The organism is Pseudoalteromonas sp. SR43-7 (assembly GCF_014163785.1).
Lineage (GTDB): Bacteria > Pseudomonadota > Gammaproteobacteria > Enterobacterales > Alteromonadaceae > Pseudoalteromonas > Pseudoalteromonas distincta.
In genome coordinates this window covers 65,629-83,952 of record NZ_JACJDY010000007.1, presented here as the reverse complement: position 1 = coordinate 83,952, position 18,324 = coordinate 65,629, and the positions used below count along the sequence as shown (strand labels likewise).

Below are 18,324 nucleotides of genomic sequence, written 5' to 3'. Positions count from 1 at the left end.
GGTAACCCCTAAAAATCCATTGATTGTTTAATTGCAGCCAACACTTTTAGTGCATCCGGTACGTATTCTTTTTCAAGTGCCAACGGGTATGGTGTATCTAGACCACATACACGTAAAATTGGCGACTCTAAATGCAAGAAACACGCTTGTTGTATTGTTGCTGCTATTTCGGCACCAAAGCCATTAGTTATAGGCGCTTCATGGCTTACGATTAAACGACCGGTTTTAATAACCGATTTAGCAATCGTTTCAACATCCCATGGTAAAATACTACGAAGATCTATTACTTCACAGCTTATACCTTGCTCGCTTGCTTGCTGTGCTGCCTCTTCAATAATCTCCATTTGAGCACCCCACGCTAAAAGCGTAATATCGGTACCCTCTTTTACTACTTCAGCCGTGCCTAATTCAATACTATAATCTTCTTCTGGCACTTCGCCTGTTGATGCACGATATAAACGCTTAGGCTCAAAAAATATGACAGGGTTATCATCTTTAATAGAGGCACGTAATAACCCCTTAGCTTGATAAGGGTTACGCGGTACAACCACTTTTAAGCCCGGTGTATGTGCAAAATAGGCTTCGGGTGATTGCGAGTGATATAAGCCACCAGCAATACCACCGCCATAAGGCGTACGAATAGTTAAGTTACCTACATTAAATTCATTACCACTGCGATAACGAAATTTAGCGGCTTCATTTACTATTTGATCAAACGCTGGGAATATATAATCAGCAAATTGAATTTCTGCCAATGCAGGCGCACCAAAAGCCGCTAAGCCATTAGCGAAACCTAAAATACCTTGTTCGGTTAAAGGCGTATTAAAAACGCGATGCTTACCGTACTTTTCTTGCAAGCCTGATGTTGCTCTAAATACACCACCGAAGTAACCAACATCTTCGCCAAAAATACAGGCTTGAGGGTGTTCGTTCAACGTAATATCGAGGGCAGAGTTAATTGCGTGGAGCATGTTCATTTTAGCCATTACTTAATTCTCCCTGCAGTTACTGGGTAAGCATCTGGATGCTGTTTTATATGTTCTTTTAATTGCTCGTACTGACGTTGCAATAATGGAATTGGTGTATCGTAAACGTCAGATACCAATTCTTCTAAAGCGGGCTTGTCAACAACTTCAGCACGCTTAAGCGCTGCTAAAATTTCTTCACGAATCGACTCTTTTGCTTTTATATCGTCTTCTTCGTTTAACCAATCTTGCTTGACCAACCATTTTCTAAATTTATCAATAGGACAGATTTGATTATTTGCCTCTTCATCCTTAGAGCGATAACCACTGGGATCGTCTGATGTAGAATGCGCGCCTAATCGATAAGCAATCGATTCAATAAGCACAGGCTCACCTTGTGTTGAGGCTATTTCGCGTGCTTTTTTGGTCGCTGCATACACAGCAAGTGCATCTGTGCCATCAACACGAATTGTTTTAATACCATAACCTACACCACGCGACGCAATACCATCGCCTTTAAACTGTTCATCAGCAGGGGTAGATATGGCATAGCCGTTATTACGTGCAAAAAATATAACCGGCGCTTTGTGAACAGCCGCCATATTTAAGCCCGCATGAAAGTCACCTTCTGATGCAGCACCTTCACCAAAGTAACAAATAGTCACGTTATCAATTGTGCTTGCAAGCTCACCTGTTTTAGCGTCGATATGCTTTATTTTTTGACCATATGCATAACCTGTTGCCTGTGGTATTTGCGTACCCAGTGGCGATGAAATCGTCATGTAGTTTAGCGCTTTAGAGCCATAATGGATTGGCATTTGGCGACCTTTACCTAAATCCAATTCATTTGAGAACATTTGGTTCATAAATTGATCGAGTGTAAAACCACGATAATGTAGTGCAGCTTGTTCACGATATTGAGCCATGATCATATCGTCTTGATCAAGAGCAGCAGCAGAGGCTGTAACTGCGGCTTCTTCGCCTAGGCATTGCATATAAAAACTAACACGACCTTGGCGCTGCGCGCCTTGCATACGTTCATCTAACAAACGTATAAAACGCATTGTTTCATATAACTTAATAGCGGTATGTTTTGAAATATCAGGTGCGGTTGCACTAGGATGAATGTCGCCGTCCTCAGTTAAAATACTAAGGGTTGGAATATTAAGTGCTTGGCCATCAATAAATTCAAGCTCGTGGTTAATATTCAGCGATACGTTATTTGGATTACTCATAACCTACCTTCTTTTGTTGTCGGTAAAACAGTGCCCCTTTAAATTATTATTGTGGGTGATTGTTGCTGGTTAAACTTTGCAACATCTGCACTATCTTTAATTAAAGCTGCCAACACTTTACGTTAACGTAAAGTGTTATTCAACACATCTGGGACGAAACAAAAGCAAATACAGGTTAAATAAGTGGCAAGTTAACGATACGGTTACTTTAATTAAGAGTAATCATATAGTTAACTTGAAGCCAGTCGTGGTCTGATGAGTTTAATTAGACGAAATTACTATCAATATCCATTGGAATAACAGTAAGCAGTGCTCTTTGGCCTAATGCTACGCTCGCATTTGGAAATATAATAGCCTCACCTTCAACGTCAGCGTAAATCGCTGTATCACCGTCGGTTGCAAGTAGTTCACCTTTCGCAAAGCCAGTAAAGTTCTCAGCATCATCAGAAAAAGGGAAACTAAAATCATCCTTTGTTCTATTAATTGTGCGGTGCACTGCAAATAACTCAAACTCACTTGCATTAAAATCAGGGTATTTAACTTCATTTTGGCTAATTAATGCAGTTAATGTTTGCTTTGTTTTTTCAAAGCGGGCCATATCATTTTGGCCAAATGGCTTAACCTGACCCAGCTCTACCGTAAACGAGTCTGCACCATGAACAAACGACGAATAATAGCTAAACGTTGTTGCGGGTGATTTCATCATAAGTACGGTATTTACACCACAGCTCAATAAAAATTGTAACTGTGACTTTTTCCATGGCTTACCATGTAAAAATGGATACACAGCAAATTTTTCGTTTTTAGAGCCTCTAATTGCGGTGTGTAAGTCGTAATGACATCGGCTACTGCCTTGCTGGCCACGGGCATAAAAGTCACTTACGTATTGCTCAAGCTTTGCAGCGCGGTTTCGTTCATTATTCATTGGTACACCTTCAACTGTATGGTGACCATTAAATAATCTATTTAAGTTTTCTTCTACAAAACGCAGGCCAATATTAATTGATTGTGGATTACCATAAATAAATAAAACACGCTGCTTAAGGACTAGCTCACCTTTTATAATTTGTTTAATGAGCGCATCACAAATTTCAATTGGCGCAGTTTCGTTACCGTGTACAGCGCTTGAATAAATTACATCTTTGCTTGTTTTAACAGCAGGTTGAAACTCAATTACACCGGTATCGTGTATATTTACACGAGTTCCATTATCTAAAACAAATTCACCTGCATCTAAATGCCATTCGTTGTCACGACTAAGCGTTAAAAAATCACCTGTTTGTTTTAATTCATTTAAGTAAGATGGATTGGCTGACATGTAATAAGCCCTTTAAAAGTAATGTGAGAGTAAACTCTTATGCATATATATGCACAAGGTAGAGGTATAGAAACAAAAACGGCTGAATAAATCAGCCGTTTTAAAATAGTTTAAGCAGTGTTAGCTGATCACAGAATCGACTAACTTTTTAGCTTCTTTTTCAAGTAACGCTAAATGCTCTTCACCTTTAAATGATTCAAGGTATATTTTATAAATATCTTCAGTACCTGATGGACGCGCTGCAAACCAGCCATTTTCAGTGACCACTTTTAAACCACCAATGGCGGCATCGTTGCCTGGTGCATGAGTCAGTTTTTGCAAAATAGGTTCGCCAGCAAGTGTATCTGCTTTAACATCAGAAGCACTCAATGCTTTTAAACGTGACTTTTGGCCGCTTGAGGCCGGTGCATCTAGGCGTTTATAAATTGGAGAACCAAACTCTTGTTCTAGTTCTTTATAAAGCGCTGATGGAGTTTTACCTGTTACTGCAAGTATTTCTGCAGCAAGTAGCCCCATAATAAAGCCGTCTTTATCTGTACACCATACAGAGCCATCAAAACGTAAGAATGCAGCACCTGCGCTTTCTTCGCCACCAAAGGCAAGCTTGCCTTTGCTTAAGCCTTCAACAAACCATTTAAAGCCTACGGGTACTTCTTTTACTTTTCGATTATTGCGCGCTGCTACTTTATCGATCATAGAGCTAGAAACCAGTGTTTTACCAATCTCTACTGTTTCATTCCATTCACGGTGTTTAAGTAAGTAATCAATTGCCACTGCTAAAAAGTGGTTTGGATTCATTAAACCATCTGGCGTTACAATACCGTGGCGATCGTAGTCAGGGTCGTTACCAATAGACACATCAAAATCATCTTTTAATGCAATAAGGTTTGCCATTGAATAAGGTGATGAACAATCCATACGAATTTTGCCATCTTTATCAAGTGGCATAAAAGCAAAACGTGGGTCAACAACATCATTAACGACGGTTAAATCTAAATTATATTTTTTAGCAATAACAGGCCAAAAATTAATACCTGAACCACCTAGTGGATCAATACCAATTTTGATACCTGCATCGCTAATGGCTTTTAAATTAACGATATTTGCTAAATCATCAATATAAGGAGTCATTAAATCTTCGTAGCGAATAAAGCCTGAACGTGAAGCTTTAGCGAATGGGAATAACTCAACTTCAACCAAGTCTTCTAATAAAAGTTGATTTGCTCTGTCTTCAATCCACTTAGTGACGTCGGTATCAGCAGGTCCGCCATTAGGTGGGTTGTATTTAAAGCCACCATCTTCAGGAGGGTTATGTGAAGGCGTAACAACAATACCGTCTGCAAGCTCATTTGGGTGTAGCTTGTTATGGCTAACTATGGCGTGGCTAATAACTGGCGTTGGTGTAAAGTCACCGTTTTCTTGCGTTATCACTTGCACTTCGTTAGCAACTAAAACTTCAATAGCTGAATTAAATGCAGCCTCACTCAGTGCGTGTGTGTCTTTACCTAAAAATAACGGACCAAAAATATCATTTTGTTTTCTATAATCACAAATAGCCTGAGTAATCGCTAAAATGTGTGACTCGTTAAATTTAACATCGTAAGAACAACCACGGTGGCCTGATGTACCAAAAGCCACACAATGCTCTGGATTTTGTTCAAGATCAGGTTCGTTTAAGTAATACGCAGATACTAATTTAGGTACGTTAACCAGTGCTGATTGTGGAGCAGTTTTGCCTGCGCCTGAGTGAATAGCCATTATATTTCCTTACAGGTAATCGCGAATTTTTTCAGCTTGCTCTGCACTATATCCAAGGCAAAGAGCAACTTCATGAAGCATCATTTTTTTACGCGTTGTATTAGAATTTGTCATAACCCAATATTCACTATCAGTTATGTTTTTAGGGTTCATACTACTACCGCTATTTACTAAGGCTTCTTTACTAGTAGCAAAGTAAACACGGTCACGCCCTTTTATATCTAGCACAGCCGAAAAATCAGTTTTATGTGTGCGGTAAAATGCACTTAAAATAAACAAAAAGCGCCCAACAACACCCTTTTGCATTGCCAGCTCTTCTTTATTTAATACATTAAAAACATTATCGCTTTTTTGCTTCACGGGTGCGTGAGCTACAGGCGTTTGTTTTTTTGAAGTCTCAGCAGCAGGTAGCTCTGAGCTTTTTAATGTGGCGGTAGACGTAGTCGCAGTTTGATTATTTTGAGTTAGTTCTACGTTTGCGGTTTGAATTTTTTCGCCGCTCAGATTTAATAAACGACGTAAAATAGTGGATGCACTTTCACCAATACTTTGCGTATTGCTTGCAATATACTGATATAACTCGTCGTCTATGTCGATTTGTTTCATGTTCTTCCTGTCATTACGGGTCACATTTTTTTCTCCCGTGTGATTATACCCAAACCAATCAGAAATGCGAGTTACAACAAGCACTCCCGTAAACATATTAATATTTACTTGATTGTTGTTGATTTAACAAACAAAAGCCCAATTTTATAAATAGTCGCTGTATTTTTTGCTTTTTAGAGCAATGCTCGGCAAACTATGGCGAAATTTTCAGGAGGCGTGTATGCAGTTAAATTACAAGCAACAAGGGCAAGGCCCTAATGTTATCTTGATCCACGGACTTTTTGGATCATTAGAAAACCTAAATGTAATCGCAAAACCATTAAGTGAACACTTTAATGTTATTAACGTTGATTTACGCAACCACGGGCTTTCTCCTCATAGTGATGAAATGAACTACCCTGCAATGGCTCAAGATATTGTTGAGTTATTAGCACATTTAAACATAGATAAAGCTCATTTAGTTGGGCATTCTATGGGTGGGAAAGTCGCAATGGAATTAGCACTGACACACCCTGAACTGGTAAATAAATTGGTTGTACTTGATATCGCACCTGTTAGTTACCCTGCTCGCCACACAAAAATATTACAAGCATTAAAAGCAGTTTCAACGCAATCAATAGATGATAGAAAGCAAGCTGATGCAATTATGCAGCCTTATATAGAAGAGCTGGGGGTTCGACAATTTTTACTTAAAAGCCTCGCTAAAAATGAAGAAGGTCATTTTGCATGGCGATTTAACCTAAATGTGCTTGATGAAAAATATTCGACAATCACATCCAATGTTAATGAAAACAATTCTTGTTTATGCGATACTCTTTTCATTAAAGGTAATGATTCTGACTATATATTGCCCGAGCATCGTACTGCAATTACAGCACGCTTTAAAAACACCAAGGCTAAAATTATTCATGGCGCAGGTCATTGGCTTCATGCTCAAAAGCCTCTTGCTGTTAATAAAGCGATAAATGACTTTTTAACTGCGGTTTAAAGCAATTTTAATCGCGTGTTTTGATTCAGCGCACTAAATATATGAATATTTATATGCTATAGTACGCGCCGTTTAATTTAAAGGTTATACGTTGATGGTCAGTCAGTTAATTAACGAATTTGATACCCTAGGGTTGTATTTTGGCTTAGCCGGTATTTTCATATTCATCGGCATGGCAATTAAAGACGTACTAAAAAGTGGCAATGTACCAAAGTTCGGACAATACATTGTTTGGGGCGTGCTCTTTTTAGGTTGTTCAGGCTTTATTGCTAAAGGGCTTATTCAAGTATTTTGGCAAGGCGCAGGTGTAGGTTAAGCATGGCGAAGTCAGAAACAGATAGAACTACACTCGATTTATTTGAATACGAAAAACGCCCAGGCAGACCTAAAACCAATCCCCTTTCTCGGGATATGCAGTTAAAGGTAAATAAACGTAATCAAATAAAAAGAGATAAAGCACGTGGTTTAAAGCGTGTTGAATTTAAAGTTTCATCGCAGTTATATCAAGCATTGAGTGATATGGCAGATGCACAAAATATTAGCCGCAGTGCGCTGATTGAAACGATTTTACAAGAAAGATTGGCTATTGATACATAAAAGGTTTTAAATCCATGGCAAGTGTAGGCATTTTTTTCGGAAGTGACACAGGTAACACAGAACACGTAGCAAAAATGATCCAAAAAGAATTGGGTAAAAAGCTAGTGGCTGTTCATGATATTGCAAAAAGCTCTAAAGAAGAGATTGCTGAATTTGATTTAATCTTATTCGGTATCCCTACTTGGTACTACGGTGAAGCTCAATGTGACTGGGATGACTTTTTCCCAGAACTTGAGGAAGTAGACTTTGAAGGTAAACTTGTTGCTATTTTTGGTTGTGGTGACCAAGAAGATTACGCTGAGTACTTTTTAGATGCAATGGGCATGATCAACGATATTGTTACTGAACGTGGCGCTATTGTTGTGGGCCATTGGCCAAGTGAAAGCTATGACTTTGAAGCATCTAAAGGAATGGCTGATGATAAGCACTTTGTAGGTTTGGGTATCGACGAAGACCGTCAACCAGAGCTTACAGAACAACGTGTTAAAGCATGGTCTGCTCAAGTATATGAAGAAATGTGTTTAAGTGAATTAGCTGACTAATTTACTGCATATATCGCTAGCTGTTTAAATAATTATCAAACAGTTAGCGTTTTAAGCTTTAGAGGCAATATAAATCAATTGTTCTTTGCACTTAACGCTTAGGCACGTTATCCTGTTTGTTGCTAATGTGTCGTGTACATCTTTGCAAGATGTCTAGTATAACCAAATAAAATTGAGACAGATTTAATGACTGATCATAACTTGGAACTTAAAAAAGCCGGTTTAAAAGTAACTTTACCGCGTATTAAAATATTAGAGATTTTACAATCTCCAGATAACCAACACATCAGTGCTGAAGATGTTTACAAAATTCTTTTGGATCTAGGTGAAGAAATTGGTCTTGCAACTGTATACCGCGTACTTAACCAATTTGATGATGCGGGTATTGTAAGCCGTCATCACTTTGAAGGCGGAAAATCAGTATTTGAACTTTCAGGAAGCACTCACCACGATCATTTAGTATGTTTGAAATGTGGCAAAGTAGTAGAGTTTGAAGATGACATGATTGAGCGTCGTCAACTAGAAATTGCTGAAGAAAATGGTATTACTCTTACAAACCATTCTTTGTATTTATACGGTGAGTGTAATGATAAAGTAGCGTGTAAAGAATTTAGCGACGCTAACAGCTAATACCGATTTTATAAGCAATAAAAAAACCTGCTAACAGCAGGTTTTTTTGTGCCTAAAAGACGATAATATTGAATATACCCAGTAAATCCTGGGTATATTTTAAGTATTACTTATTGAGTTTTAGACCATGAATCGCGAAGACCCACTGTTTGATTAAACACAACGTTCTCTGATTTAGAATCACGAGAGAAATAACCTGTGCGCTCAAACTGAAAGCCCTGCTCTGCTTGTGAATTAGCAAGCGATGGTTCTAATTTAGCATTAGGTAAAACAACCAGTGACTCCGGGTTTAGCGTAGTTTCAAATTCCTCTGCAGCTGCTGGATTTGGTACGCTAAACAAGCGGTCGTATAAACGAACTTCTGCACTAATAGACTCTGGTGCTGAAACCCAATGAATAACACCTTTTACTTTACGACCATCACTTGGGTTTTTACCAAGTGTTTCGCTGTCGTAAGTACAGAAGATAGTTGTGATTTCGCCATTTTCGTCTTTTTCAACACGCTGCGCTTTAATAACATAAGCACCACGTAAGCGTACTTCTTTATCAAGTACTAAACGTTTGAATTTGTTATTCGCTTCTTCTTTAAAGTCTTCTCGTTCAATATAGATTTCACGAGTAAATGGAACATCACGACGCCCCATTTCTTCTTTATTTGGGTGATTAGCCACTGATAAAGTTTCAACTTTATCTGCATCGTAGTTTTCAATAACGATTTTAACAGGATCGAGTACAGCCATTGCACGTGGTGCATTTTCGTTTAAGTCTTCACGGATACAGGCTTCAAGCATGCCCATTTCAACCATATTCTCTTGTTTTGTTACACCAATACGCAAACAAAATTCACGGATTGAACCTGGTGTATAACCACGACGACGTAGACCTGCAATAGTAGGCATACGAGGGTCATCCCACCCTTCTACATAGTTATTTACTACTAGATCATTTAGCTTACGCTTTGACATAATAGTGTATTCAAGATTTAAGCGCGAAAACTCAATTTGCTGTGGGTGACATTCTAAACTAATGTTATCAAGTACCCAGTCGTATAAACGACGGTTATCTTGGAACTCTAATGTACATAATGAATGTGTAATACCTTCAAGCGCATCAGAAATACAGTGAGTGAAGTCATACATTGGGTAAATGCACCACTTGTCAGCTGTTTGGTGATGATGAGCAAAACGTACACGGTAAATAATTGGATCGCGAAGCACCATAAATGAGCTTGCCATATCAATTTTAGCACGCAGTACACATTCACCTTCTTTGAATTCGCCAGCGCGCATTTTTTCAAATAACGCTAGGTTTTCTTCAACTGAGGTATCTCTATAAGGACTGTTTTTACCTGGCTCTTTTAATGTACCGCGGTACTGTCGTGCTTCGTCTGCAGTTAAAAAACAAACGTACGCTAAGCCTTTTTCAATAAGCTCTACTGCGTAACCATATAAAGTATCAAAATAGTTAGAAGAATACTTTATGTCGCCATCCCAATTAAAGCCTAACCACTGTACATCCTCTTTAATAGAGTTAACGTAGTTAATGTCTTCTTTTTCAGGGTTTGTATCGTCAAAACGTAGGTTACATAAACCATTGTAGTCTTTTGCGATACCAAAATTCAAACAAATTGATTTGGCATGGCCAATATGTAAAAAGCCATTTGGCTCAGGTGGAAAACGTGTATGCGTTGTCGCATGTTTGCCACTTGCTAAGTCTTCATCAATTCGGGTTCTAATAAAGTTACTTGGGCGATTCTCAATTTCCGCCATAGGAGTGTGATCCTCTAAATATTACGTAATAACAAAACTAATGCATTATTACAAAAACATACACTAACATACAGCAATAGATTAAGGTTTATTTTAGATATTGATTAACTTTAATCCACTTGTTCAATTGTTTATGAATAAAATTTGTTTTAACGCAACATTTAGGTCATCAAAGCCAATTATAGTAGCTAAATAACCTACTTTATAAGGATTCTAAGATGGCGACACTTAATCAACACCGTGTATATATTCCAACTAATGCACGCGCTAACCACTATTTATTGGCTGAAATAATACCTAATGAAGCATTTTATAATAGCTTTAGCACTATAAACTGTTGCTACGAGCGTATTGCGCGTCAATTATTTGCATGTTGTGATGAGTATGACCTGCATAATGTACATTTATTAGCAAACGATAAACTACCGGTTGTACGCTTTCATGATGAGTCATATCAACTAGAAACCGACAAGCAGATGTTGTTTTTTTATAATCCTCGTTATCACGAGGCACATAAAATTTATTACTCACCAGATATAAAAAGTAAGAAAATACGTTTCTTGTTTTTAGCCACGGGTGAAGACTTACGTGCAAACTCCGCTTTGTTTCACAATAGAGTGCAAAAAGTATTAAACTTACTCCAAGAACAGTTATTTATAAATCAGCCCCAATTTAAACTTCGCGATCACCAACATCTAACTTACGATCTATTTGCTAAAGATAAGGGAAATAAAGAGAGTTATGGATATAAACTCAGAAGCCTCTTCCCTCGTTATCAATCAAGGCAATGTAATATTCCTAGTGACTATGCTGAAATGACTTACGCAACATTTACCATTGTGGTTTCTCGGGCCATCAAAACACAGTTTCAAACAATAGTGAACAATAACGATGTGGAAAAGTTTTATGATTACTTTGCAGATAGTTTTAAACGCGCATGTGAACAAAACAAACTAACACACGGTGCAATGGTAGCTAATGGCGCAATACCCATTGTCCGAAACAGTAAAATAGATAAAAATGAAGGTAATGCAGAGTTACAAAAGTTGAGCTTTAATGTTGAATCAAATGAAAATCAAATTAAGTATTTTTATGAAGCAACAAAATTAGTAGAAACACTACATTTTGTTATTGTCGCAACGCAGCAGGATAAACATGAAATTGGTTATGGCCGCTTTATGAACCAAGTAGAGAAAACAATTCGTGCATTATGTAACGAGCTGGCTATAAATAAACAACGACAAGATTTGACTGTACGCTTTTTTCAGCATATTAGTTATCCGTTCTAAATTTACCTCAATAACAAAAAGGCCCGCATAAGCGGGCCTTTTCAAAGGAAACAAGCAATTACCAGCCTGTTTTCTCTTTAAGTGCTTTACCGATTTCAGCAAGTGAACGTACAGTTTTTACGCCCGCAGCTTCTAATGCAACAAATTTCTCATCAGCAGTACCTTTACCGCCTGCGATGATTGCGCCAGCGTGACCCATACGCTTACCTTCTGGTGCAGTAACACCAGCAATGTAAGATACTACAGGTTTAGTTACGTTAGCTTTGATGTACTCTGCAGCTTCTTCTTCTGCAGTACCACCAATTTCACCAATCATTACGATTGCTTCAGTTTGTGGATCTTTTTCGAACATTTCTAGAACGTCGATAAAGTTAGTACCTGGGATTGGATCACCACCAATACCAACACACGTAGACTGACCAAAACCAGCATCAGTAGTTTGCTTAACCGCTTCGTACGTTAAAGTACCAGAGCGAGAAACAATACCTACTTTACCAGGTTTGTGGATGTGACCAGGCATGATACCAATCTTAGTCTCACCAGGAGTAATAACACCTGGACAGTTAGGACCGATCATACGAGTACCTGTTTGATCTAGTTTAACTTTAACGTCAACCATATCAAGCGTAGGGATACCTTCAGTGATACAAACAATCAGCTCGATGCCAGCATCGATAGCTTCTAAGATTGCATCTTTACAGAAAGGAGCTGGTACGTAGATAACTGAAGCAGTTGCGCCAGTTTCTTGAACAGCATCACGAACTGTGTTGAATACAGGAAGACCAAGATGCGTTTGACCGCCTTTACCTGGGCTTACACCACCAACCATTTGTGTACCGTACTCAAGCGCTTGCTCTGAGTGGAAAGTACCTTGGCCACCAGTGAAACCTTGACAGATAACTTTTGTATCTTTATTGATTAATACAGACATTATTTGCCCTCCGCAGCAGCAACAACTTTCTCAGCAGCGTCTGTTAGTGATTCAGCAGCAATGATATCTAGACCTGAGTTCTTAAGAACTTCACGACCTAATTCAGCATTAGTACCTTCTAAACGTACAACTACAGGTACATTTACGCCAACTTCTTTAACTGCGCCAATGATACCTTCAGCAATCATGTCACAACGTACGATACCGCCAAAGATGTTTACTAAAACAGCTTTAACATTGTCGTCAGAAAGGATGATTTTGAATGCTTCAGAAACACGTTCTTTAGTCGCGCCGCCGCCAACATCTAGGAAGTTAGCCGGTTTGCCGCCGTGTAGGTTTACGATGTCCATAGTACCCATTGCTAGGCCTGCACCGTTAACCATACACCCAACATTGCCATCTAGAGCAACGTAGTTAAGCTCGAAGCTTGCTGCGTGTGCTTCACGTGCATCTTCTTGAGATGGATCGTGGAACTCACGGATTTTAGGTTGACGGTAAAGTGCATTACCATCAATACCGATTTTTCCGTCAAGACAGTGAAGGTTACCTTCGTCTGTAATTACTAACGGGTTGATTTCAAGTAGTGCGAAATCAAAATCAGTAAACATGTTACCAAGACCCATAAAGATCTTAACAAACTGCTTCATTTGTACTGGGTTAAGACCCAATTTGAAGCCTAGTTCACGTGCTTGGTAAGCTTGAGGACCCACTAATGGATCAATTTCAGCTTTGTGGATAAGCTCTGGTGTTTCTTCAGCAACAGTTTCAATTTCAACGCCGCCTTCAGTAGACGCCATGAAAACTACTTTGCGAGATGCACGGTCAACTACTGCACCTAGGTACAATTCGTTAGCAATGTCAGTACAGCTTTCAACTAAAATTTTAGCTACTGGCTGGCCTTTCTCGTCTGTTTGGTAAGTAACTAGGTTTTTACCCAACCAGTTAGCTGCAAACGCTTTTACTTCGTCGATAGTTTTTACTAGCTTTACACCGCCAGCTTTACCACGTCCACCTGCGTGAACCTGAGTTTTAACAACCCACATATCACCGCCGATTTTTTCAGCAGCTGCTGCAGCTTCTTCAGGTGTATCGCAAGCGAAACCCTGAGAAACTGGTAAACCATATTCGGCAAAAAGTTGTTTTGCCTGATACTCATGCAAATTCATGATGCTTTATCCAATTTTTTATACTAAAAGAGCTGAATATTTTTTCAAATAAACAACTATCCCAAATTGCGCACCTAGTATAGATCCCAAGGCTTAACATGAAAACCCCAGTAAGACCAAAGGCGCAAAAAAAAAGCTGTGAATGTTCATTCACAGCTTACATTTCATACAACTAGATTAAACATCTAGCAATAAGCGAGTTGGATCTTCAAGTAACTCTTTAATAGTCACTAAGAAACCAACAGATTCTTTACCATCAATGATACGGTGGTCATAAGAAAGTGCTAAATACATCATAGGAAGTATTTCTACTTTACCATTTACAGCCATCGGACGGTCTTGGATTTTATGCATACCCAAAATTGAAGACTGTGGCAAGTTAATGATAGGTGTAGATAGTAATGAACCAAATACGCCGCCATTAGTAATAGTGAAATTACCACCGGTCATATCTGCAAGCGTTAGCTTACCATCACGACCTTTAAGTGCTAATTCACGAATACCCTTTTCGATTTCAGCAACAGATAGTTTGTCACAATCTTTAAGTACTGGAGTAACTAGACCACGTGGAGTAGATACTGCAATGCTGATATCAAAATAGTTATGGTAAACAATATCGTCACCATCAATTGATGCATTAACATCTGGGAAGCGTTTAAGTGCTTCAGTTACCGCTTTCACGTAGAAAGACATGAAACCTAAACGAATGCCATGACGCTTTTCAAATACTTCTTGGTACTGCTTACGAAGGCTCATGATTGGTTCCATGTTCACTTCGTTGAATGTTGTTAACATTGCAGTTGAATTTTTAGCTTCAAGAAGACGTGTAGCAATCGTTTTACGCAGGCGAGTCATAGGAACACGTTTTTGAGTACGATCGCCCATCGGTGCTGCAGGAGCTGAAGCTTCTGCTTTTTTAGCCGCTGGCGCTGGTGCTTTTAAGAACGTATCAACGTCTTCTTTAGTTACGCGGCCATTTTTACCCGTGCCGTTAATTTTAGAAGCGTCTAAGCCTTTCTCAGCAATTAAACGACGAACTGATGGTGTTAACACATCTGAACTTTCGCTAGAATCTGCTGCTGGCGTTTCGTCTGCTTTTGCAGCTGGAGCCGCTGGTGCACCGCCTGCTTTAACCGAACCAATTACTTGCTCGCCTAGTACAGTATCGCCTTCGTTGTGAATGATCTCACCCATGATGCCATCTTCTTGAGCTACTACTTCAAGAACAACTTTATCTGTTTCAATATCTACCAAGTTTTGGTCGCGTGTTACTGCGTCACCTGGTTGTACATGCCATGTAGCAATTGTTGCGTCTGCAACTGATTCTGGAAGTACAGGTACTTTAATGTCCACTTCTTTACCTTCTGATGCTGGTGCTGATTGCGCCGCTGGCGCGTCTTCTGATTTAGCTGGTGCTGATTCTTCTTTAGATGAACCTTCACTTGCTGGCGCTGCATCAGCATCACCAAGTAAACCCATAACTTGATCGCCAAGTACGGTTGCACCTTCTTCTTGTGATATTTCTGTAATTACACCGTCATGCTGTGCAACAACTTCTAAAACCACTTTATCTGTTTCAATGTCTACTAAGTTTTGATCGCGAGTTACTTTGTCGCCAACACTTACATGCCATGTAGCAACGGTAGCATCTGCAACCGACTCAGGAAGAACAGGAACTTTAATTTCTGTGCTCATTGCTTATCCTTTATTTTCTATAGTAAGCGCGTCGGCAACGAGCGCTTGTTGTTCTTTAGTATGTACTGACATGTAACCACACGCTGGTGATGCAGACGCTTTACGTCCTGCATATTTTAATTTAGCACCTTGTGGGATTGCATCAATAAAGTGATGTTGTGAACAGTACCATGCACCTTGGTTTTGTGGTTCTTCTTGACACCATACAAAATCAGTTACGTGTTGGTAACGCTCCATAATTGTTTGCATTTCATCATGTGGGAACGGATATAACTGCTCAACACGAACAATAGCAATATTATCTTGCTCTAGCTTACGACGCTCTTGTAATAGTTCGTAATAAACTTTACCACTACAAAATACAACGCGTTCAACATTCTCAGGGTTAATATCATCAACTTCGTCGATCATATTATGGAAAACACCATGCGATAGCTCTTCAAGCGATGAAGTAGCAAGAGGATGACGAAGCAACGACTTAGGCGTCATAACAATCAACGGACGACGTAGTGGTCGAACTGATTGACGACGAAGCATAGCGTAAACTTGTGCAGGAGTAGATGGAACACATACTTGCATGTTGTGATCAGCACATAGTTGTAGGAAACGCTCTAAACGAGCTGAACTATGCTCTGGACCTTGTCCTTCGTAGCCATGTGGTAACAAAATTGTAAGACCACATAAACGGCCCCATTTTTGCTCACCAGAACTTAGGAATTGGTCAAATACAACCTGTGCACCGTTGGCGAAATCACCAAACTGTGCTTCCCAAAGCACTAATGAAGTAGGCTCTGCAGTTGCATAACCGTATTCAAAAGCAACAACAGCTTCTTCAGATAAAACAGAGTCAAATACTTCAAAAGTACCTTGATCTTCGCTTAAGTGCTGTAGAGGTGTATAAGTAGCGCCGTCTGATTGACTGTGAACAACAGCATGACGATGGAAGAATGTACCACGCCCTGAATCCTGACCAGTTAAACGAATGTCAGTGCCTTCAGTTGCAATTGTTGCATAAGCAAGTGTTTCTGCCATACCCCAATCTAGAGGTTTCTCACCAGAAGCCATTAATTTACGATCATCATAAATCTTTTTAACGCGTGACTGTGCTTTATATTGCTCTGGGTAAGAAGCGATTTTCTCACCGAGTGCTTTGAGCTCTTCAACAGGTACGCTGGCATCGTAATCAACATCCCATTCATGGCCAACATACTTTGCCCAATCTGAAGAATGCGATGTCTCTGGTTGTATTTCTGAAACAACACAGTTGCCTTCGTCTAATGCATTACGGTACTCATCAGCAAGTGCTTTTATTTCTTGTTCAGAAAAAGAGCCTTCAGCTATAAGTTGATCTGCGTAGATTAAACGTGGAACTGGGTGCTTTTTAATTTTTTGGTACATAACAGGCTGAGTTGCATTAGGCTCATCAGCTTCATTGTGACCATGGCGACGGTAACATACTAAATCGATTACTACGTCACGTTTAAACTGGTTTCTGAAATCAAGTGCAATTTGAGTAACAAATGCAACTGCTTCAGGGTCATCAGAGTTAACATGGAAGATAGGTGACTGAACCATTTTAGCAATGTCAGTACAGTAATCTGTAGAGCGTACATCGTCTTGTTTAGATGTAGTAAAACCAACTTGGTTATTTACAACAATACGAATACTACCACCACAACTAAACGCGTTAGTTTGTGATAAGTTAAACGTTTCTTGTACAACACCTTGGCCTGTAACCGCAGAATCACCATGAATTGTAATTGGTAAAGCTTTAATACCAGAACTGTCACCTAAGCGGTCAAGACGAGCACGTACTGAGCCCATAACAACTGGGTTTACAATTTCAAGATGAGACGGGTTAAACGCAAGCGCCATATGAACATTGCCACCTTTAGTAGCAAAGTCAGATGAATAACCCATGTGGTATTTAACATCGCCAGAACTTAATGTTTCTTTATGTTTACCAGCAAACTCATCAAATAACTCTGATGGATTTTTACCAAGTACATTTACAAGAACATTTAAACGACCACGGTGAGCCATACCAATAACAGCTTCTTGTTGGCCGCTTTCACCAGCGCGGTGAATAAGCTCTTTTAACATTGGAACTAACGCATCGCCACCTTCAAGTGAGAAACGCTTAGCACCTGGGAACTTAGCCCCTAAATATTTTTCAAGTCCGTCAGCAGCAGTTAATCCTTTTAGGATACGCAGCTTTTCGTCTTTTTCGAATTTTGGCCTAGACTGGACAGATTCTAAACGCTGTTGTAACCAACGCTTTTCCTCTGTTGATGTGATGTGCATATACTCAGCGCCAATTGAACCACAATATGTAGTTTTTAGTGCTTGGTATAGTTCACCTAAAGGCATAGTATCGCGGCCTACGGCAAACGATCCTACGTTAAACTCGCGGTCAAAATCACTTGAAGATAAGTCGTGGTACTCTAGCTCTAAATCTCGTACACGCTCTCGTTGCCAAATACCTAATGGATCTAGGTTTGCATTTTGGTGTCCACGAAAACGGAAAGCATTAATAAGTTGTAGAACTTTAACCTGTTTAAGGTCACCGCCACTACCCTCTGCTACCACTACTTCTCTATGCTTGTTTTTTGCAAGCTGTGCAAACTGCGTTCGAACTTCTGAATGTTTTACTTCAACATCCACACCATCAACTTTAGGTAATTGTTCGAACACTTCTCGCCATTCATCTGGCACAGAAGTCGCATCGTCTAAATACGCTTCATAAAGCTCTTCTACATAAGCAACGTTGCCGCCGTTTAAATGTGAAGATTCTAGCCATGCCTTCATCACACCTTCGTGCATTTATAAGCCCTT

16 protein-coding genes are annotated in these 18,324 nt (G+C 39.5%); 6 read left to right on the top strand and 10 right to left on the bottom strand.

Annotated features, from left to right (window positions below; translation table 11 throughout):
- Positions 1-8: 8 nt before the first annotated feature.
- The 5 genes from H5087_RS07400 to seqA form a co-directional block, all read right to left on the bottom strand.
- Positions 9-986, bottom strand: a complete 978-nt coding sequence (locus H5087_RS07400; protein WP_182671604.1) for an alpha-ketoacid dehydrogenase subunit beta — start codon at positions 984-986, stop codon at positions 9-11.
- Positions 986-2,200 (bottom strand): thiamine pyrophosphate-dependent dehydrogenase E1 component subunit alpha, encoded by a 1,215-nt coding sequence (locus tag H5087_RS07395; RefSeq protein WP_182671603.1) that lies wholly within the window; start codon positions 2,198-2,200, stop codon positions 986-988. The genes H5087_RS07400 and H5087_RS07395 overlap by 1 nt, the downstream gene beginning before the upstream one ends.
- Before the next feature lie 265 nt (positions 2,201-2,465).
- Positions 2,466-3,518 carry a succinylglutamate desuccinylase gene (astE, locus tag H5087_RS07390; protein ID WP_182671602.1) on the bottom strand — a complete coding sequence of 351 codons (1,053 nt, stop codon included), beginning with the start codon at positions 3,516-3,518 and terminating at the stop codon, positions 2,466-2,468.
- A 120-nt stretch (positions 3,519-3,638) separates the two neighbouring features.
- The gene (gene pgm / locus H5087_RS07385) at positions 3,639-5,276 is read right to left on the bottom strand and encodes a phosphoglucomutase (alpha-D-glucose-1,6-bisphosphate-dependent) (protein WP_182671601.1); all 1,638 of its coding nucleotides are present in this window, start codon (positions 5,274-5,276) and stop codon (positions 3,639-3,641) included.
- Positions 5,277-5,285: 9 nt separating this feature from the next.
- Positions 5,286-5,882: a replication initiation negative regulator SeqA gene (gene seqA / locus H5087_RS07380; protein ID WP_002962932.1), complete on the bottom strand. Its 597-nt coding sequence runs from the start codon at positions 5,880-5,882 to the stop codon at positions 5,286-5,288.
- 220 nt (positions 5,883-6,102) lie between these two features.
- Between seqA and H5087_RS07375 the strand changes: the two genes are divergently transcribed.
- The 5 genes from H5087_RS07375 (at position 6,103) to fur (ending at position 8,639) form a co-directional block, all read left to right on the top strand.
- Positions 6,103-6,870, top strand: a complete 768-nt coding sequence (locus H5087_RS07375) for an alpha/beta fold hydrolase (RefSeq protein ID WP_002962931.1) — start codon at positions 6,103-6,105, stop codon at positions 6,868-6,870.
- Between the two features lie 94 nt (positions 6,871-6,964).
- The gene (locus tag H5087_RS07370) at positions 6,965-7,186 is read left to right on the top strand and encodes a DUF2788 domain-containing protein (RefSeq protein WP_002962930.1); all 222 of its coding nucleotides are present in this window, start codon (positions 6,965-6,967) and stop codon (positions 7,184-7,186) included.
- 2 nt (positions 7,187-7,188) lie between these two features.
- The gene (gene ybfE, locus H5087_RS07365; protein ID WP_002962928.1) at positions 7,189-7,467 is read left to right on the top strand and encodes a LexA regulated protein; all 279 of its coding nucleotides are present in this window, start codon (positions 7,189-7,191) and stop codon (positions 7,465-7,467) included.
- A 14-nt stretch (positions 7,468-7,481) separates the two neighbouring features.
- Positions 7,482-8,009 (top strand): flavodoxin FldA, encoded by a 528-nt coding sequence (gene fldA, locus H5087_RS07360; protein WP_007586856.1) that lies wholly within the window; start codon positions 7,482-7,484, stop codon positions 8,007-8,009.
- A 186-nt stretch (positions 8,010-8,195) separates the two neighbouring features.
- Positions 8,196-8,639: a ferric iron uptake transcriptional regulator gene (fur, locus tag H5087_RS07355; protein WP_182671600.1), complete on the top strand. Its 444-nt coding sequence runs from the start codon at positions 8,196-8,198 to the stop codon at positions 8,637-8,639.
- 110 nt (positions 8,640-8,749) lie between these two features.
- On the opposite strand, the gene glnS is transcribed toward fur, so the two are convergent.
- Positions 8,750-10,408 (bottom strand): glutamine--tRNA ligase, encoded by a 1,659-nt coding sequence (gene glnS / locus H5087_RS07350; RefSeq protein WP_024596870.1) that lies wholly within the window; start codon positions 10,406-10,408, stop codon positions 8,750-8,752.
- Between the two features lie 218 nt (positions 10,409-10,626).
- On the opposite strand from glnS, the gene H5087_RS07345 reads away from it, so the two are divergent.
- Positions 10,627-11,697 carry a DUF3083 family protein gene (locus tag H5087_RS07345; RefSeq protein ID WP_182671599.1) on the top strand — a complete coding sequence of 357 codons (1,071 nt, stop codon included), beginning with the start codon at positions 10,627-10,629 and terminating at the stop codon, positions 11,695-11,697.
- A gap of 58 nt (positions 11,698-11,755) precedes the next feature.
- On the opposite strand, the gene sucD is transcribed toward H5087_RS07345, so the two are convergent.
- From sucD to sucA, 4 genes are all read right to left on the bottom strand, one after another.
- Positions 11,756-12,628 carry a succinate--CoA ligase subunit alpha gene (sucD, locus tag H5087_RS07340; RefSeq protein WP_182671598.1) on the bottom strand — a complete coding sequence of 291 codons (873 nt, stop codon included), beginning with the start codon at positions 12,626-12,628 and terminating at the stop codon, positions 11,756-11,758.
- On the bottom strand, positions 12,628-13,794 hold the full coding sequence (gene sucC, locus H5087_RS07335; RefSeq protein ID WP_002961809.1) for an ADP-forming succinate--CoA ligase subunit beta: 1,167 nt from the start codon (positions 13,792-13,794) through the stop codon (positions 12,628-12,630). The genes sucD and sucC overlap by 1 nt, the downstream gene beginning before the upstream one ends.
- A gap of 177 nt (positions 13,795-13,971) precedes the next feature.
- A complete protein-coding gene (gene odhB, locus H5087_RS07330; RefSeq protein ID WP_182671597.1) occupies positions 13,972-15,489 on the bottom strand; it encodes a 2-oxoglutarate dehydrogenase complex dihydrolipoyllysine-residue succinyltransferase in 1,518 nt (505 codons plus the stop codon).
- Between the two features lie 3 nt (positions 15,490-15,492).
- Positions 15,493-18,312 carry a 2-oxoglutarate dehydrogenase E1 component gene (sucA, locus tag H5087_RS07325; RefSeq protein ID WP_182671596.1) on the bottom strand — a complete coding sequence of 940 codons (2,820 nt, stop codon included), beginning with the start codon at positions 18,310-18,312 and terminating at the stop codon, positions 15,493-15,495.
- Between the last annotated feature and the right edge of the window lie 12 nt (positions 18,313-18,324).

Bases quoted from the DNA above. Each gene is read 5' to 3' on its own strand.
- H5087_RS07400 (WP_182671604.1), bottom strand. From the start codon at position 986: ATGGCTAAAATGAACATGCTCCACGCAATTAACTCTGCCCTCGATATT.
- H5087_RS07395 (WP_182671603.1), bottom strand. From the start codon at position 2,200: ATGAGTAATCCAAATAACGTATCGCTGAATATTAACCACGAGCTTGAA.
- astE (WP_182671602.1), bottom strand. From the start codon at position 3,518: ATGTCAGCCAATCCATCTTACTTAAATGAATTAAAACAAACAGGTGAT.
- pgm (WP_182671601.1), bottom strand. From the start codon at position 5,276: ATGGCTATTCACTCAGGCGCAGGCAAAACTGCTCCACAATCAGCACTG.
- seqA (WP_002962932.1), bottom strand. From the start codon at position 5,882: ATGAAACAAATCGACATAGACGACGAGTTATATCAGTATATTGCAAGC.
- H5087_RS07375 (WP_002962931.1), top strand. From the start codon at position 6,103: ATGCAGTTAAATTACAAGCAACAAGGGCAAGGCCCTAATGTTATCTTG.
- H5087_RS07370 (WP_002962930.1), top strand. From the start codon at position 6,965: ATGGTCAGTCAGTTAATTAACGAATTTGATACCCTAGGGTTGTATTTT.
- ybfE (WP_002962928.1), top strand. From the start codon at position 7,189: ATGGCGAAGTCAGAAACAGATAGAACTACACTCGATTTATTTGAATAC.
- fldA (WP_007586856.1), top strand. From the start codon at position 7,482: ATGGCAAGTGTAGGCATTTTTTTCGGAAGTGACACAGGTAACACAGAA.
- fur (WP_182671600.1), top strand. From the start codon at position 8,196: ATGACTGATCATAACTTGGAACTTAAAAAAGCCGGTTTAAAAGTAACT.
- glnS (WP_024596870.1), bottom strand. From the start codon at position 10,408: ATGGCGGAAATTGAGAATCGCCCAAGTAACTTTATTAGAACCCGAATT.
- H5087_RS07345 (WP_182671599.1), top strand. From the start codon at position 10,627: ATGGCGACACTTAATCAACACCGTGTATATATTCCAACTAATGCACGC.
- sucD (WP_182671598.1), bottom strand. From the start codon at position 12,628: ATGTCTGTATTAATCAATAAAGATACAAAAGTTATCTGTCAAGGTTTC.
- sucC (WP_002961809.1), bottom strand. From the start codon at position 13,794: ATGAATTTGCATGAGTATCAGGCAAAACAACTTTTTGCCGAATATGGT.
- odhB (WP_182671597.1), bottom strand. From the start codon at position 15,489: ATGAGCACAGAAATTAAAGTTCCTGTTCTTCCTGAGTCGGTTGCAGAT.
- sucA (WP_182671596.1), bottom strand. From the start codon at position 18,312: ATGCACGAAGGTGTGATGAAGGCATGGCTAGAATCTTCACATTTAAAC.